The sequence below is a fragment of the Haloactinomyces albus genome, from assembly GCF_031458135.1.
Taxonomy (GTDB): domain Bacteria; phylum Actinomycetota; class Actinomycetes; order Mycobacteriales; family Pseudonocardiaceae; genus Haloactinomyces; species Haloactinomyces albus.
The window spans coordinates 67632-82986 of record NZ_JAVDXW010000002.1 but is presented as its reverse complement, the minus strand read 5'-3'; the positions used below and the strand labels follow the sequence as shown (position 1 = coordinate 82986).

Genomic DNA, 15355 nt, shown 5'->3' with positions numbered 1-15355 from the left:
CGCTGGATCTCTTGACCACGCGACGCACGGTGCTACCGTGGCATTCTACTGATATTTCAGTTGACTTTCAGTCGACCCCGGTGTCCGACCTGCGAAACCTCGATTCCCCTGCTGCGTGCCAGCGCGGAAGGAGTCCCGTGAATCTGTCCACAGATGACCTGTTCAACGACCGTCTCGCCGAGGTGGATCCGGAGGTGGCGAAGGCTGTGGATGCCGAGCTGCATCGGCAGCAGTCCACCCTGGAGATGATCGCCTCGGAGAACTTCGCGCCGGCCTCGGTGATCGAGGCTCAGGGCTCGGTGCTGACCAACAAGTACGCCGAGGGCTATCCGGGCAAGCGCTACTACGGCGGCTGTGAGCACGTCGACGTCGTCGAGCAGTTGGCCATCGACCGCGTCAAGCAGTTGTTCGGGGCCTCCTACGCCAACGTGCAGCCGCACTCGGGTGCCCAGGCCAACGCCGCGGCGATGTTCGCGCTGCTCAAGCCGGGAGACACCATCATGGGCCTGGACCTGGCCCACGGTGGGCATCTCACCCACGGGATGCGGATCAACTTCTCCGGCAAGCTCTACAACGTCGTGCCGTACCAGGTCCGCGACGACAACCACCTCGTCGACATGGACGAGGTCGCCCGCCTGGCCCGGGAGAACGAGCCGCGGATGATCGTGGCCGGCTGGTCGGCGTATCCGCGCCAGTTGGACTTCGCCCGGTTCCGGGCCATCGCCGACGAGGTCGGCGCCTACCTCATGGTCGACATGGCCCACTTCGCCGGGCTGGTCGCCGCCGGGCTGCACCCGAACCCGATCGAGCACGCCCACGTGGTCACCACCACCACGCACAAGACCCTCGGCGGCCCCCGCGGCGGAGTGATCCTGTCCGGCAACGAGGAACTGACCAAGAAGTTCAACTCCGCGGTCTTCCCCGGCCAGCAGGGCGGCCCGCTCGAGCACGTCATCGCCGGCAAGGCCACCGCGTTCAGGATCGCCGCCAGCGAGGAGTTCGCCGACCGCCAGCGCCGCACCCTGGAAGGCGCCCGGATCCTGGCCCGCCGCCTGCAGGCCGACGACGCCGCAGCCGCCGGGGTGCAGCTCGTCTCCGGCGGCACCGACGTGCACCTGGTGCTGGTCGACCTGCGCCACTCCGAATTGGACGGGCAGCAGGCCGAGGACCGATTGCACGAGATCGGCATCACCGTCAACCGCAACGCCGTGCCGGGCGACCCGCGCCCGCCGATGGTCACCTCCGGCCTGCGGATCGGCACCCCGGCCCTGGCCACCCGCGGCTTCGGCACCGAGGAGTTCACCGAGATCTCCGAAATCATCACCGAGGCCCTGCAGCCGACCTTCGACGAGGCCACCAGCGCCCGGCTGCGCTCCCGCGTCGAAGCACTCGCCACCAAACACCCCCTCTACCCGAACCTGAACGGAGGGTTCTGATGCCGCGCACTCCCGGCGCCGACTTGCCGGAGCATCCGGATTGGTTGTGGCATTCACCGGATCCGAAGCCGTCGTATGACGTGGTGATCGTCGGTGGTGGTGGCCATGGTCTGGCCACCGCCTACTACCTGGCGGTCAATCACGGGATCACCAATGTGGCCGTGCTGGAACGTGGCTGGCTGGCCGGCGGGAACATGGCCCGCAACACCACGATCATTCGCTCGAATTACCTGTGGGACGAAAGTGCGGGGCTGTATGAGCACGCGCTGAAGCTGTGGGAAGGGCTCGAGGAGGAGCTGGACTATCCGCTGTTGTTCTCCCAGCGCGGGGTGCTGAATCTGGCCCATTCGCTGCAGGAAGTGCGCGACGGGGTGCGCCGGGTCAACGCCAACAGGCTCAACGGCGTCGACGCCGAGTGGCTCGACCCGCACCAGGTCGCCGAGATCTGCCCGATCCTGAACACCTCGGACGAGCTGCGCTATCCGGTGCTGGGTGCCACCTGGCAGCCGCGGGCGGGCATCGCCAAGCACGACCACGTGGCCTGGGCCTTCGCTCGGGCGTTGGACCGGATGGGCGTGGATCTCATCCAGGGCTGCGAGGTCACCGGTTTCGACCGGGTCGGTGACCGGATCACCGGCGTGCGCACCAGCCGCGGTGACATCGCGGCGGGCAAGGTGGCGTTGGCCGCGGCCGGGCACACCTCGGTGCTGGCCGATGAACTCGGCCTGCGGTTGCCGATCCAGAGCCATCCGCTGCAGGCGCTGGTCTCCGAGCTGTTGGAGCCGGTGCATCCGACCGTGGTGATGTCGAATTCGGTGCACGTCTACGTCTCCCAGGCCCACAAGGGCGAGCTGGTGCTCGGCGCGGGCATCGATGCCCACAACTCCTACGGCCAGCGCGGAGCGTTTCACACCATCGAACGGGAGATGACCGCGGCGGTGGAGCTGTTCCCGATGTTCGCCCGCGCCCATGTGCTGCGCACCTGGGGTGGTGTCGTCGATGTGACCCCGGACGCCTCGGCGATCATGGGGCTCACCCCGTTCGAGGGGCTCTACGTCAACTGCGGTTGGGGCACCGGCGGGTTCAAATCCACCCCGGGCGTGGGCTGGTGCTACGCCCACACCATCGCTTGCGACGAGGCGCATCCGCTCAACGCGCCGTTCTCCCTGGAACGGTTCACCACCGGCGCGCTGGTCGACGAGCACGGCGCCGCCGGCGTCGCCCACTGAACACGGTGATCGATGCCTTCTCGCTCCGGCGATCGGTCCGAGCAAGGTGACCGGCTCCGGCGGTTCGGTAATTACCTGCACATACTGAAAGCACTCTTGAAGAAGAGGTTCGGCCATGATGCTCATTCCGTGCCCGTGGTGCGGGCCGCGCAACGAGACCGAGTTCCACTACGGCGGGCAGGCCGACGTGGCCTACCCGTCCGACCCCCAGTCGATCTCCGATGAGGACTGGGCGCACTTCCTGTTCTTCCGGGACAACCCCAAAGGCATCTTCACCGAACGGTGGTCGCATGCGGCCGGGTGCCGGCGCTGGTTCCCCGTGCGCCGGGACACCGTCACCAACGAGATTCACCCCGACGACAGTGCGCGCGCAGCAAGGACGGTGACGAGGTGAGCAACGAGTTCAGGCTTGCCGACCGCGGCCGGATCGACCGCGACCGCCCGGTCCGGTTCCGCTTCGACGGCGGCGACTACGAAGGATTCGCCGGCGACACGCTGGCTTCGGCGCTGCTGGCCAACGGCGTGCACCAGGTCGCCACCAGCATCCGCTACGGCCGCCCGCGCGGCATCATGGCCGCAGGCGCGGAAGAGCCCAACGCGCTGGTGCAGATCGAGCGGCCGTTTCCGGAGCCGATGCTGACCGCGACCACGGTCGCGCTGCGCGAGGGCCTCGAAGCCTCCGGCCTGCCCGGGCGGGGGCAGCTGTCCACCGAGGAGGATCCCGCGCGCTACGACACCATGCACGCGCACTGCGACGTGCTCATCGTCGGCGCCGGGCCTGCCGGGCTGGCCGCCGCGCTGAGCGCGGCCCGCAGCGGCGCACGGGTGATCATCGCCGAGGCCGACACCGAGCTCGGCGGCAGCCTGCTCGGCAGCGGCGAAGCCCTCGACCGGGCCCCCGCGCAGCGCTGGATCGACCGCGTGGTCGCCGAGCTCGAAGCCGCCCCGGAGGTCACGGTCCTGCCCCGCACCACGGTGTTCGGCCACTACGACGACAACTACCTGGTGGCCGTCGAGCACCGCGGCGAGGACGCATTCACCCGGCAGCGGGTCTGGCACATCCGCGCCCGCGAGGTCGTGCTGGCCACCGGCGCCCACGAACGCCCCCTGGTCTTCGCCGGCAACGACCGCCCCGGCACCATGTTCGCCGGCTCCGCCCGAACCTACCTGCACCGCTACGGCGTGCTGCCCGGCAACCGCGCCGTCGTGTTCACCACCAACGACAGCGCCTACGCCGCGGCCATCGACCTGCACGACGCCGGGGTGAAGATCGCAGCCATCGTCGACGCACGCGAACACGCGCCCACCTACTGGGCGTCGCTGTGCGTCGAGCGCGGCATCAGGATTCACGCGGGCACCGGCGTGGTGAACACCTCGGGCACCGACCGGATCACCAGCGTGCACCTGGCAAGCCTGCGCGGTGACCCGAAGCATCCGTCCAGTGTCCGGCAGCTCGTCGCGTGCGATCTGCTGCTGGTCTCCGGCGGCTGGAACCCGGCAGTTCACCTGCACAGCCAGGCGCGCGGAACCGTGCGCTACTCCGAGGAGATCGGAGCACTCGTCCCCGACCGCGCCGCCCGCGGGGTGCGCTCGGTGGGCGCGGCCACCGGGAGCTTCGGCACCGTCGAATGCCTGCGCACCGGTTCCGAAGCGGGCAGCGACGCGGCGCGCGAGGCCGGGTTCGACGCCGACTTCGCCGAAGTGCCCAGCGCCTTCTCCTGCCCCGCCACGCCACCGCAACCGACCTGGCTGCTGCCGGGCATCCCCGCGGACTCCAGCGGTGAGCAATTCGTGGATCTGGCGCGGGATGCCACGGTCGCCGACGTGCGCAAGGCCATCGGGGCCGGGATGTCCTCGGTGGAGCACATCAAGCGCTACACCACGCTCGGCACCGCCCACGACCAGGGCAAGACCTCCGGACTGCTGTCCTCGGGCGTGATCGCCGAACTGCTCGGCGTCGAGGTCGCCGAGGTCGGCGCCACCACGTTCCGCCCGCCCTACACCCCGGTGGCCTTCGCCGCGCTGGCCGGACGCGACCGCGGCGACCTCTACGACCCCATCCGCATCACCGCCATGCACGATTGGCACCTCGAGCAGGACTGCCCGTTCGAGAACGTCGGCCAGTGGAAGCGCCCCTGGTACTACCCTCAGCCCGGCGAGGACATGGACACCGCCGTGCTGCGCGAATGCCACGCCGTGCGCACGGGCGTGGGCATGCAGGACGTCTCCACCCTCGGCAAGATCGACGTGCAGGGTCCCGACGCCGCCGAGTTCCTCGACCTCGTCTACACCAACAAGATGAGCACGCTGAAGGTCGGCCGCATCCGCTACGGGGTCATGTGCACCGCCGACGGCATGGTCTTCGACGACGGCACCGTGATGCGCACCGACCAGCACCGCTACCTCATCTCCACCACCTCCGGCGGCGCAGCCGGGGTGCTGGAGTGGCTCGAGGACTGGCTGCAGACCGAGTGGACCCACCTGAGAGTGCACTTGACCTCGGTCACCGAGCACTGGGCCACCATCGCCCTGGCGGGCCCCCGTTCGCGCGAGGTGCTGGCCCGGGCGACCTCGGACATCGACCTGGACAACGACGCGTTCCCGTTCATGTCCTACCGCGACGGCGTGGTCGCCGGCCGGGCTGCCCGGGTGTGCCGGATCAGTTTCTCCGGCGAACTCGCCTTCGAGATCAACGTTCCCTGGTGGTACGGCCGTGAGGTCTGGGAAGCCCTGCACGAGGCCGGTTCCGACCTGGGCATCACCCCTTACGGCACCGAAACCATGCACGTGCTGCGCGCCGAGAAGGGCTTCCCCATCGTCGGCCAGGACACCGACGGCACCATCACCCCGCACGATCTCGGCATGGGCTGGGCGGTGTCGAAGACCAAGGACGACTTCCTCGGAATGCGCTCGTTCACCCGCGCCGACACCGCCCGCACCGACCGCAAACACCTCGTCGGCCTGCTCCCACCAGCCGACTCAGGAGCCGTACCCGAAGGCACCCAACTGGTGGAGTCCACCGAGCTGCCCGAACCGCCGGTGCCCATGCTCGGGCACATCACCTCCAGCTACCGCAGCGCCGCCCTGCAACGCCCCTTCGCCCTCGCCCTGGTCACAAGCGGCCGCGACCGCATCGGGCAAACCATCTACGGCCATGTGGGCGACCAGCTCGTGCCCGTCGAGATCACCGAACCGGTCTTCTACGACAAGGAAGGAAACCGTCGCGATGGCTGAGCTCTACGGCGAGTCCCCGCTGGCCGCCCGCGCCGAGGCGCTGGCCGACTCCTCGGTGCCCGGTGCGCTGCGGCTGTCCGAAGTGGCCTTCACCGCCCAGGTCGCGCTGCGCGTCGACCCGAAGAGCCCGGCGGCCGAGCGCATCGGCACGGCCGTGGGCGCGATGCTGCCCAACCAGCCGGGGCAGGTCGCCCGCACCGAACACCTGCAGATCCTCTGGATGGGTCCGGACGAGTGGCTGCTGGTCGGTCCCGAGGGCAGCGCGGAGCAGATCCAGGAGACGCTCGCCGAGGCCCTCGGCGAGGAGCACGGCTCGGTCGTCGACGTATCGGGCCACCGCACGATTGTCGAGGTCACCGGGCCGAAGTCCCGCGAGCTGCTGGCCAAGGGCTGCGCGCTCGACCTGCACCGGCGCAGCTTCACCTCCTACCAGTGCGCGCAGACCCTGCTGGCACGCGCCGGGGTGGTGCTGCTGTGCCGGGACACCGAACGACCGAGCTTCTGGATCTTCGTGCGTGCGTCCTTCGAGCGCTACCTCGCCGACTGGCTGGCCGACGCGGCCGCCGAGTACCGGCTCTGAACCCGAGAACAGGACGAGTCCGAACGACGACGAATGGGAGCAGCAAATGACCGAAGTGCGCGGAGTGGTAGCCATGGGCGAGGGAAAGCCCGTGGAAGTCACCACGATCCACGTTCCGGACCCCGGTCCGGGTGAGGCCGTGGTGGACGTGCAGGCCTGCGGGGTCTGCCACACTGATCTGCACTACCGCGAAGGCGGCATCAACGACGAGTTCCCGTTCCTGCTCGGCCACGAGGTGGCCGGCACGGTGGCGGCAGTCGGCGAAGGCGTGCACAACGTCGAGCCGGGCGACTTCGTCGTGCTCAACTGGCGCGCGGTGTGCGGCAGCTGCCGGGCCTGCAAGCGCGGTCGACCGCAGTACTGCTTCGACACCCACAACGCCGAGCAACCGATGACCCTGGCCGGCGGCACCCCGCTATCGCCCGCGCTGGGCATCGGCGGGTTCGCGGAGAAGACGCTGGTGCACTCGGGGCAGTGCACCAAGGTGGATCCGGCAGCGCGTTCCGCGGTGGTCGGGCTGCTGGGCTGCGGCGTGATGGCCGGCATCGGCGCCGCAGTGAACACCGGCCAGGCCGGGCCGGGCGACTCCGTGGCGATCATCGGCTGCGGCGGTGTCGGTGACGGGGCCGTGGCCGGGGCGGCGATGGCCGGGGCGCGGCGGATCATCGCGGTGGACACCGAACCCAAGAAGCTCGATTGGGCGCGCCAGTTCGGCGCCACGCACACCGTCAACGCCGCCGAGACCGACACCGTCGAGGCGATCCGCGAGCTCACCGGCGGCGACGGCGCGGACGTGGTGATCGACGCGGTCGGGGTGCCCAAGACCTACGAGCAGGCGTTCTACGCTCGGGACCTGGCCGGGACCGTCGTGCTGGTCGGCGTTCCGGACCCACAGATGCGGCTGGAGCTGCCGCTGCTGGACGTGTTCGCTCGCGGCGGCGCGCTGAAGTCCAGCTGGTACGGCGACTGCCTGCCGGAGCGGGACTTCCCCATGCTCACCGAGCTCCAGCTGCAGGGACGGTTGCCGCTGGAGAGGTTCGTGACCGAGGAGATCTCGCTGGACGGGATCGAGGCGGCGTTCGAGAAGATGCACCGCGGTGAGGTGCTGCGTTCGGTGGTGACCTTCTGATGGCGATCCGGCTGGATCACGCCGCCGTCGCGGGGAAGTTCTCCCTGGACGGCGAGGTACACGAGGTGGAGAACAACCTCTGGGTGGTCGGCGACGACGACCGGTGCGCGATCATCGACGCACCGCACGACGTCGACGCGGTCCGCGAGCTGGTCGCCGGCCGGGAGGTGGTGGTCGTCCTGGCCACGCACGCCCACGACGACCACGTGCGGGTGGCTCCGCAGCTGGCCGACGCGGTCGGCGCCCCGGTCCACCTGCACCCGGCCGACCTGCCGGTGTGGGAGCTGACCCACCCGGCGCGGCAGCCGGAGGCGTTGCTGGGCGACCGGCAGCTGATCTCCGTGGGGCGCCTGAACCTGCAGGTGATGCACACGCCGGGTCACACGCCGGGTTCGGTGTGCTACTACTGCCCGGACCTCGGCACCGTGTTCACCGGCGACACCCTGTTCGCTGGCGGTCCGGGCGCGACCGGGCGCTCGTTCTCGGACTTCGACACGATCATCGCGTCGATCCGCGACCAGCTGCTCCCGCTGCCCCGGGCGACCAAGGTCTGCCCCGGCCACGGCCCGGGCACCACCATCGGCGAGGTCATCCCGCAGTTCGACGAGTGGGTCAAGCGGGGTTACTAGCCGTCCGCCGAAAGCCACGCCCCTCCGCGGAGGGGCGTGGCTTTCGGCACGCGTCCCACCACCCGAAGGGGGAGCCCTCCATGTCGTCTCAGCCTTCCGCGCACCACCGAGCGGCGCTGGCCCAAGCTCTGCGCAACGCCTCCTACGAGGTGCTGCCCTTCCGCAGCACCGAGGACAAGGTGCTCGCCCACGTCCCGCTGGACGTGCCGCTGACGGTCACCGCCACCGAGGCCAAGGGGCTGGAGGCGACCGTCGAGCTCGCCGTCCGCCTGAGCAAGAACGGCTACCGGACCGCCCCGCACCTGCCCGCCCGGCTGATCCGCGGCCGCGCGGAGCTCGAGGAGATCGCCGTGCGGCTGCTGGAGTCCGGGGTGGAGCAGATCTTCGCGATCGGCGGAGACGCCACCGAACCGGCCGGGGAGTTCGCGGACGCGGAAAGCCTGCTGGTCGCCCTCGCCGAAGCCGGGCACTCCTTCCGCAGCGTGGGCATCGCGGGCTACCCCGAGGGGCACGGCAAGCTGCCCGACGCGGTGATCGACGAAGCGCTACGCGCCAAGGCCGGCCGCGCGCACGAGATCATCACCCAGTTGTGCTTCAACCCGGACACCACGATCGGCTGGGCCCGCCGACTGCGCGCCGAGGGCATCCGCACGCCGATCCGGGTGGGCGTGCCGGGCTCGATCAACCGGCAGAAGCTGATCCGCGTGTCGGCCGGTCTCGGGCTCGGGCAGTCCGCCCGCTTCCTGGCCAAGCAGTCCGCGATGCTCTGGCGGTTCTTCCTGCCCAGCGGTTACCGCCCGGACAAGCTGATCACCGGGCTGGCCGACCAGATCGGCCGCCCCGACAACGAGCTCGCCGGCTTCCACCTGTTCACCTTCAACGACCTCGCCAGCACCGAGCGCTGGCGGCAGCGGTGGCTCGCCCGGCTGTCCTGAGCGCGCACGATCGTGCGACGCAGCCTGCTAGATGCAATACCGCTTACTTTGGTGGTTTTCGGCGTTGTGGGGCCGGTTTGGTGGCGGTGACGATGGTGATCGTGATGTTGGGTGGGGGTGGGTCTCGGTGGTGGGCGCGTTTGAGGTGCCAGTTGGCCATTTTGCGTTTGACCACGCGGGGGTTGGAACGACGTCGGCGGGGCGGCAGCGGATGGCGTAGCAGTTCCTTACGGGTGCACCGTAGTGCTCGCATTAGGCGGTTCGGGGGAAAAAGCCGCCTGGTCGGTGACCTGGCGGCGGACGACGCGCAGTGTGCGCAGAAACGAGATCCGGTCGGGATCGGTCTCGGCGCTGGCGGCGGTGTCGTGCATCAGGCCGCGCAGGGCGTGGTGGGTCAGTAGGAAACCGTAGAGTTCTTGTTCGACCCCGTCGGGGTGTTGCGAGCGCAGGATCAGGTTGGGCCCGCCTTGGTGGGTTTTGAGTTCGTCCAGGGCGGTTTCGATCTCCCACCGTTGGGCATACAGGGCGGCCAGTTCGGCAGCGGGAGCCTGCTCCGGGTCGAGCAGGCTGGTCACCAGCCGGTAGACCGTCGCGGCCTCGCCGAGGGTGAACTCGACCACCCGCACGGTGGCCGGGTCGGCCCGCCGGTTTTTGTCCCGGGCGGCCACGATTTCGGACAGATACGAGCCGTCGTCGAACTGGCGGGTTACGGGCAGCACCGCGCTGGACCGGGCTCGCCACAGCAGGTCGGCCCCGGTGGCTGTGGCGGCCCGCCAGGCGTCGAAGCTCAACAAAGCCCGGTCGGCCAGCAGCAGCATGTCCGGTGCCAGGGCGGGCCACAACTTCGGGACCAGTTTGGACTCGGTCGTCGTCAGCGGCGCCGACGTGGCGGCGAAGATCGCGTGCGTGCCGCACTCGGCCAGCGCGACCACGCGGGCCTGCGGATAGGCACTCACTCCGTCGCCGCGGGAACTGTCCGGCCGACCGAAGTAGTCCCCGTTGGCCGGAGTGTCGGCCAGATCGAACGTGGTGCCGTCCACGGCAACCAGTCGGTGGCCGCGATACCACGCCCCCGCCGTGGCCGCGGTAGCCACCGGAGTAGCCACCCGCTCGAACAACGCGGCCACCGGCTCGGCACCCAGCCGGGCCCGGGCTCGCGACAGCGCCGCCGTCGTCGGCGCCTGCCACTGAGCCTGCCAGTGCCGTGTCCAGGCCAACCCATTGGTCAACAGCCGGGTGACCTCTTCATAGCCTTCCTGACGAAACAGGCACATCGCCAGCACGAAATACACCACCACCCGCGCCGGCAACAGCCGTTTGCGCTGCTCCACCCGCCCCGTGGCAGCCAGCACCTCGTCCACCAACTCCGGCGGAAACGCCCGCGTGAGCACCCCAATCGCAATCCGATCCGGCAACCGCTCCCGCGACGACGACGTCACCTGACCAGGCCTGGGCATGAACACACACTACCAGCCACACCCAACCTAAATCAGCGGTATTGCGTCTAGTGCTGTGTTCCTGATTGGGGGTTGAAGTCCCTGATGAACTGGGGTGATACCCCTCGTGGGGTGGTTGGCATGCCGAAGTTGTTGTCGGCGCGTGCGCCCGTGGATGGTGCCGAGGAACGGCAGATTCGCAAGCTGGCCGGAGCTCGGCAGGCCCCGGCTGATGGGATCCGGCGAGCACAGATAATCACGGCCAGTTGGCAAGGCCTGCGCACCGGCGCTATCGCTGCCCGGTTGAGCTGTCACCCGCAAACCGTGCGTGAGCGGATCGTGCGGTTCAACGCCGAGGGTGTCGATGGGCTCGCTGATCGGCCGGGTGCGGGGCGCAAGCTGCGGATCACGGAGGCTGAGCGCAGCCGGATTGTGGCCTTGGCGAAGGCGACCCCGCCAGGCCGATTAACCCGGCAGGCCGACGGGGACTTGGACGCCGAGCAGGAGGCGGATCCGTCGCAGTGGAGCCTGGATGCGTTAACCGAAGCAGCCCAGGACGAGGGCATTGTCGTCGGGCGCAGCCAGGTCCGCCGGATCCTGTTGACTGAAGGAGTGCGCTGGCGCAAGCCCCGCTCCTGGACAACGAGCAGCGATCCCGAGTTCGCCCCAAAAGGGACCGCATCGTCGGGCTCTATACGCAGCCGCCGGCCGGGGCCACGGTGATCTGCGCCGACGAACTCGGCCCCGTCGTGCCCCGCACCTTCGGTCCTGCGCCGGGCTGGTCGGCCGACGGGCACCGGATCAAAGCGCCCTGGGAGTACTCCCGCGGGCCGGAAAAAACCTGGGTCTACCGTGGACTGCAGATCCGCGACGGCCAGGCAGTGACGCTGACCGCTGCCTCCTGTAACAGTGTGAATTATCAACGATTCCTGGAACGGGTTGAGCAGGCCAACCCGGCCGGCGACATCTCCGGGGTCACCGACAACCTCTCCAGCCACACCAGCAAGTCCACAAGGGAATGGCTCGTCGATCATCCACGCGTTCATCCCCATCGGGGCGTGCTGGCTCAACCTCCAGGAAGCTTGGTGGCGCCTCTTCCGCCGACAAGCCCTCGCCGGCCAAACCTTCGCCGATGCCAGCGAGATCGACCACGCCACCCAGCAGGCCACCGCCGCCCTCAACGCACGCGCCACACCCTGGAAATGGGCCCGCCCACCCCCGAAACCCCGCCCTAGCTGTTATCCCAGATCTCGACGGGCTCACCGAGACGGTCCAGGTGGACCGTCAGGCCCAGACCGGATCGGTCCGGGACCAGGACCCCGCCGTCAATGATGGGCGCATCGAAGTCTGCCGCCTCGACACTTACCATCCCGCGGCTGTCGAGAACGCACCGCAAAGAGCGCTCCGGCACGGTCGCACCGAGGTGGGCGACCGCGGCGAAGGTGATGGTCGAGCCAACCGTGTCCTGCACGCTGACGGTAGCTCCGGCTGCGGTTGCGATGTCGCGATGCCGCCGACCGCGGGTCAGGCCGCCCGCTTTGGAGACCTTCAAGCCGATCCCGTCCGCTACGTCCTGACTGATCATCTGGATGAGGTCATCCTCGTGCTGCACGAGCTCGTCGAGCACGATCGGAACGGGGCAGCGACGGCGAAGGGACATCGTCTCCCGCCACGTTCGGCACGGCGCCTCGAGCACGATGTCGAGCCCCTCGGGCAGCATGCTAAGCATTCGCAGTGCGGCCTCGGGTGTGAGCCCCCCGTTGGCGTCGGCCAGGAAGAACTCACCCGGCCGACGCTCGGCCAGGCAGGCGCTGATCCGCTCGGCATCGAGCGCGGGGCCGCCTTCGCTGTCGAGCGCGCCGATTTTGATCGAGTGGCCAGACCGGGTTCAAGGGGTCGTCGCAACACCGCTTTATTGAGATGATTGTAGCTGGTCAGTGAAGGCTTCGGCGGGTGTTTTCCAGCCGAGTGTCTTGCGGGGCCGTTTGTTGAGTGCGATGGCGACCGCGTCGAGCTCGTCACGTCCCCATCGGGAGAGGTCGGTGCCCTTGGGTGCCTCTGTGTTTGTCAAGTTGTGGGTTGCGGTGTTGTAGGCTCGGTGCTGGCGGGTCTGGGAAGTGACTGATCCGAAGAGCTGGCCGTCGGGGTTGAGCCAGCCGCGCTGGAGATGCGAGTCGCCCCCGAGTGTCCTCCCGGACCCGCTGCTCGGCTTTGGCGCTTCTCGTCGTTGATCATGGTGCGCCAAACGTGGTCGGCCAGACGTCGTTTCAGGCAACGCCGTGCTTCGCGGGGCGTTTTGCCTTCGGCGATCTTGGCCTGGTAGTAGGTGTGGCCGCGACTGCTGGGCTGGCGGATTTGGGTGAGCGCGACGGTGTGCAGCGCGGCGTTCAGTTGCCGGTTGCCGCGGCGGGACAAGCGGTGCCGGGTCTTGTCGGCGCTCGCGATCTCTATCGGCGCAGTGCCTGCGTAGTTCGCGAAGGCGGCGGCGGTGCGGAATCGGCTGGCGCGACCGGTGTGGGCGAGCAGACGGGCGGCAGTAACGGCGCCGATGCCGGGCGTGTGCGCCAGGGTGCTACCGGTGTCGGCGACAAGCTCGGCCATCTCGCGGGCGTTGTTTTTCAACTTCGCATCGCAGGTACGGAGCTCGGCGATCAGCTCGTTGGCCTGCTGATGACGAGTGCGTTCTGCGACACCGACCGGGTTGACCGTGGCCAACAGTCGTTCGGCCTTGGCTGCCGACAGTTCGCGGGGTGCGCCTCCCGGAAGGAGTGCCCGCAGCAGTGCGTGGAGCTGATTGGCAGCCCACACACGAGCCTGGGACAGGTTGATGCGGCGTTCGTCGAGCAGGGCCAGCGCGTCGGTCACCTCGTCGTGGTGCACCGGCCTCGCCTCGCCCTGCAAGGCCGCGACACCGGCTGCGGCCGCGGCATCGATACGGTCGTTCTTGCGCCCCGCGCCCGGCGAGAGTTGCCGCACCCGGGCGGTCGAGCGGGGTGACACATCCACGACGTGTTCTCCCCGAGCGAGCAGCCAGGTCGCCAGGTGTCGTCCCATGCCCGCGGCGTTTTCGATCGCCCACTGCCGTTGCGGCCAATGCGCGGCCCACTGCAGCATCCGTTCGTACTCGGCTACGGTCGCCTCAATCCGCACCGAACCGAGGTCGCGATTCGTCTCCGGGGCCACGGCTGTCGCGGTGTGAGTGGATTTGTGCGGGTCGACACCGATCAGCATCATCGCAGGCAGTGCCTTTCTTCCGGCGACAGAACGGGGATCCGCGGCCGACAGTCCGACTTCGAGAGCCCGGTCTGGCCTCGTGGTCATGCCTCTGTTGAGTCAAGCCGCGAACGGAGACCGGGCCGGCGACACACCCAAAGACAGCCAGCCCGCTGGCGGCAGGAAGTATTCGAGTCAGCCTGCCCGGTCTCCTGCGGCACGCTACGGGCGGCCATCCCGATCACGACACCGCTATCCCACATTCAAGTCGGAAAGTATTGGCGCAGCAGGTCGTTGGTGTTTTCGTTGGTGCCGCGTTGCCAGGGGCTGTGCGGGTCGGCGAAGTAGACTTGCAGGCCGGTGTCGAGTCTCAGTTGCGAGTGTTGGGCCATTTCCTTGCCGCGGTCCCAGGTCAAGCTCTGGCGCAACTGTTCGGGCAGGGCGGTGATCGTGGAGGTGATCGCGTCGCGGACGGCTTCGGCGCCGTGACCGGCCAGGGCCGGCCCGTTGTGGACCCGCGGTTGCTGACCGTGGCTGGCCATGCGGGGCAGGTGCAGCAGCATGGTAAATCGAGTGGTCCGCTCGACCAGGGTGCCGATCGCGGAACCGTTCACGCCGATGATCAGGTCGCCCTCCCAATGCCCGGGCACCGCCCGGTCTTCGACTTCGGCGGGACGCTCGCTGATCTTGACCTCGGGCGTGACCATCCCGTCACGGCGCTGTTGAGCACGGGCACGCGGTACGCGGAGCGCGCGTCCGGTCCGCAGGCATGCCGTCAGCTCCCGCCGCAGCGCACCGCGCCCCTGGATGTAGAGGGCCTGATAGATCGCTTCGTGTGAGATCCGCATCGACTCATCATGGGGGAAGTCGACAGGGAGCCGACGCGAGATCTGCTCCGGGCTCCACGAACTCGCCCAGCGTCGGTCCTTGCGTAGGCCATGACGCCGTCCAATCCAGTGCACCTGCGGGCCCGGGACCTCGCTGCCGTCCGGGGCGGTGACCGTGCCCGCGAGTCTGTGTTGCGCGTACTGCTGGAGTGTCTCGTTGGCGGCGAGTTTGGCGGCTTTCGGCCGACGCGCCTGCCGGTCGGCATGCCACTGCGCGACCGAGGCTCGGTAGCCCAAACTGCCACCCCGGGTGGCGGCGTTGCGCCGCAGTTCCCGCGAGATCGTCGAGGGGTTCCAGTCCAGCTGGCGGGCGATCTCGCGAACCCCACGCTTCTGTGCCTTGAGCACGGCGATCTCCTCGCGCTCGGCAAAGGACAGGTAGCGGCCCGAGGGTGGATCCAGACTGATCGGCGGTATACCGCCACCTTCACGGAACCACCGCGTCCCCACCGGCATCGACACACCACGCGACGGCGGCGTCCTCACTGGACAGTCCCTCGGCGATCTGCCGCCAGAACAGTTGCTGTTCCAAGCGTCGATTCACCGGGGGCCTCCCCGGTGACCGAAGCGGTGGGCGACCAGCCCGAAGCGCCTCTCGTGCCCGTCCCTGCGCCACAACATCCTCCCCGTGATCGAGGTGTTGCGAC

Annotated in this window: 11 protein-coding genes and 3 pseudogenes; 9 read left to right on the top strand and 5 right to left on the bottom strand. The window is 68.9% G+C overall.

The window, feature by feature from the left end:
• The first annotated feature begins 143 nt into the window (after positions 1–143).
• The 8 genes from glyA (at position 144) to JOF55_RS23210 (ending at position 9172) form a co-directional block, all read left to right on the top strand.
• Entirely contained in the window at positions 144–1436 is a 1293-nt protein-coding gene (glyA, locus tag JOF55_RS23245; RefSeq protein WP_374727608.1) for a serine hydroxymethyltransferase, read from the top strand.
• Entirely contained in the window at positions 1433–2665 is a 1233-nt protein-coding gene (locus tag JOF55_RS23240; protein WP_310279072.1) for a sarcosine oxidase subunit beta family protein, read from the top strand. The genes glyA and JOF55_RS23240 overlap by 4 nt, the downstream gene beginning before the upstream one ends.
• 115 nt (positions 2666–2780) lie before the next feature.
• Positions 2781–3059: a sarcosine oxidase subunit delta gene (locus tag JOF55_RS23235; protein ID WP_310278694.1), complete on the top strand. Its 279-nt coding sequence runs from the start codon at positions 2781–2783 to the stop codon at positions 3057–3059.
• Positions 3056–5899, top strand: coding sequence for a 2Fe-2S iron-sulfur cluster-binding protein (locus tag JOF55_RS23230; RefSeq protein ID WP_310278691.1), 2844 nt, complete (start codon positions 3056–3058; stop codon positions 5897–5899). Before JOF55_RS23235 ends, JOF55_RS23230 begins: the two co-directional genes overlap by 4 nt.
• A complete protein-coding gene (locus JOF55_RS23225; protein WP_310278688.1) occupies positions 5892–6479 on the top strand; it encodes a sarcosine oxidase subunit gamma in 588 nt (195 codons plus the stop codon). The genes JOF55_RS23230 and JOF55_RS23225 overlap by 8 nt, the downstream gene beginning before the upstream one ends.
• Positions 6480–6525: 46 nt before the next feature.
• Positions 6526–7608 (top strand): S-(hydroxymethyl)mycothiol dehydrogenase, encoded by a 1083-nt coding sequence (locus JOF55_RS23220; RefSeq protein ID WP_310278685.1) that lies wholly within the window; start codon positions 6526–6528, stop codon positions 7606–7608.
• On the top strand, positions 7608–8237 hold the full coding sequence (locus JOF55_RS23215) for an MBL fold metallo-hydrolase (RefSeq protein ID WP_310278683.1): 630 nt from the start codon (positions 7608–7610) through the stop codon (positions 8235–8237). Before JOF55_RS23220 ends, JOF55_RS23215 begins: the two co-directional genes overlap by 1 nt.
• A gap of 80 nt (positions 8238–8317) precedes the next feature.
• Positions 8318–9172 (top strand): methylenetetrahydrofolate reductase, encoded by an 855-nt coding sequence (locus tag JOF55_RS23210; protein ID WP_310278680.1) that lies wholly within the window; start codon positions 8318–8320, stop codon positions 9170–9172.
• 227 nt (positions 9173–9399) lie between these two features.
• Here JOF55_RS23210 and JOF55_RS23205 read toward each other — a convergent pair whose 3' ends face one another.
• The gene (locus tag JOF55_RS23205) at positions 9400–10629 is read right to left on the bottom strand and encodes an IS4 family transposase (RefSeq protein WP_310278677.1); all 1230 of its coding nucleotides are present in this window, start codon (positions 10627–10629) and stop codon (positions 9400–9402) included.
• A 120-nt stretch (positions 10630–10749) separates the two neighbouring features.
• Between JOF55_RS23205 and JOF55_RS23200 the strand changes: the two genes are divergently transcribed.
• A complete protein-coding gene (locus JOF55_RS23200) occupies positions 10750–11331 on the top strand; it encodes a helix-turn-helix domain-containing protein (RefSeq protein WP_310278674.1) in 582 nt (193 codons plus the stop codon).
• 508 nt (positions 11332–11839) lie between these two features.
• Here the strand turns inward: JOF55_RS23200 and JOF55_RS23195 are convergent.
• From JOF55_RS23195 to JOF55_RS23180, 4 genes and pseudogenes are all read right to left on the bottom strand, one after another.
• A pseudogene (locus JOF55_RS23195) lies at positions 11840–12487 on the bottom strand (enolase C-terminal domain-like protein); the annotation flags it as partial.
• Positions 12488–12520: 33 nt separating this feature from the next.
• Positions 12521–12664 (bottom strand): annotated as a pseudogene (locus JOF55_RS24715) (IS30 family transposase); the annotation flags it as partial.
• 11 nt (positions 12665–12675) lie between these two features.
• Entirely contained in the window at positions 12676–13842 is a 1167-nt protein-coding gene (locus tag JOF55_RS23185) for an IS110 family RNA-guided transposase (RefSeq protein WP_374727607.1), read from the bottom strand.
• A 248-nt stretch (positions 13843–14090) separates the two neighbouring features.
• Positions 14091–15324: pseudogene (locus JOF55_RS23180) on the bottom strand (IS30 family transposase); the annotation flags it as partial.
• Positions 15325–15355 lie beyond the last annotated feature (31 nt).

What these genes read in the sequence shown, in the direction of transcription:
- JOF55_RS23215 (WP_310278683.1), top strand. Translation starts at nt 7,608, where the DNA reads ATGGCGATCCGGCTGGATCACGCCGCCGTCGCGGGGAAGTTCTCCCTG.
- JOF55_RS23205 (WP_310278677.1), bottom strand. Translation starts at nt 10,629, where the DNA reads ATGCCCAGGCCTGGTCAGGTGACGTCGTCGTCGCGGGAGCGGTTGCCG.
- JOF55_RS23200 (WP_310278674.1), top strand. Translation starts at nt 10,750, where the DNA reads ATGCCGAAGTTGTTGTCGGCGCGTGCGCCCGTGGATGGTGCCGAGGAA.
- JOF55_RS23210 (WP_310278680.1), top strand. Translation starts at nt 8,318, where the DNA reads ATGTCGTCTCAGCCTTCCGCGCACCACCGAGCGGCGCTGGCCCAAGCT.
- JOF55_RS23220 (WP_310278685.1), top strand. Translation starts at nt 6,526, where the DNA reads ATGACCGAAGTGCGCGGAGTGGTAGCCATGGGCGAGGGAAAGCCCGTG.
- JOF55_RS23225 (WP_310278688.1), top strand. Translation starts at nt 5,892, where the DNA reads ATGGCTGAGCTCTACGGCGAGTCCCCGCTGGCCGCCCGCGCCGAGGCG.
- JOF55_RS23235 (WP_310278694.1), top strand. Translation starts at nt 2,781, where the DNA reads ATGATGCTCATTCCGTGCCCGTGGTGCGGGCCGCGCAACGAGACCGAG.
- JOF55_RS23185 (WP_374727607.1), bottom strand. Translation starts at nt 13,842, where the DNA reads ATGATGCTGATCGGTGTCGACCCGCACAAATCCACTCACACCGCGACA.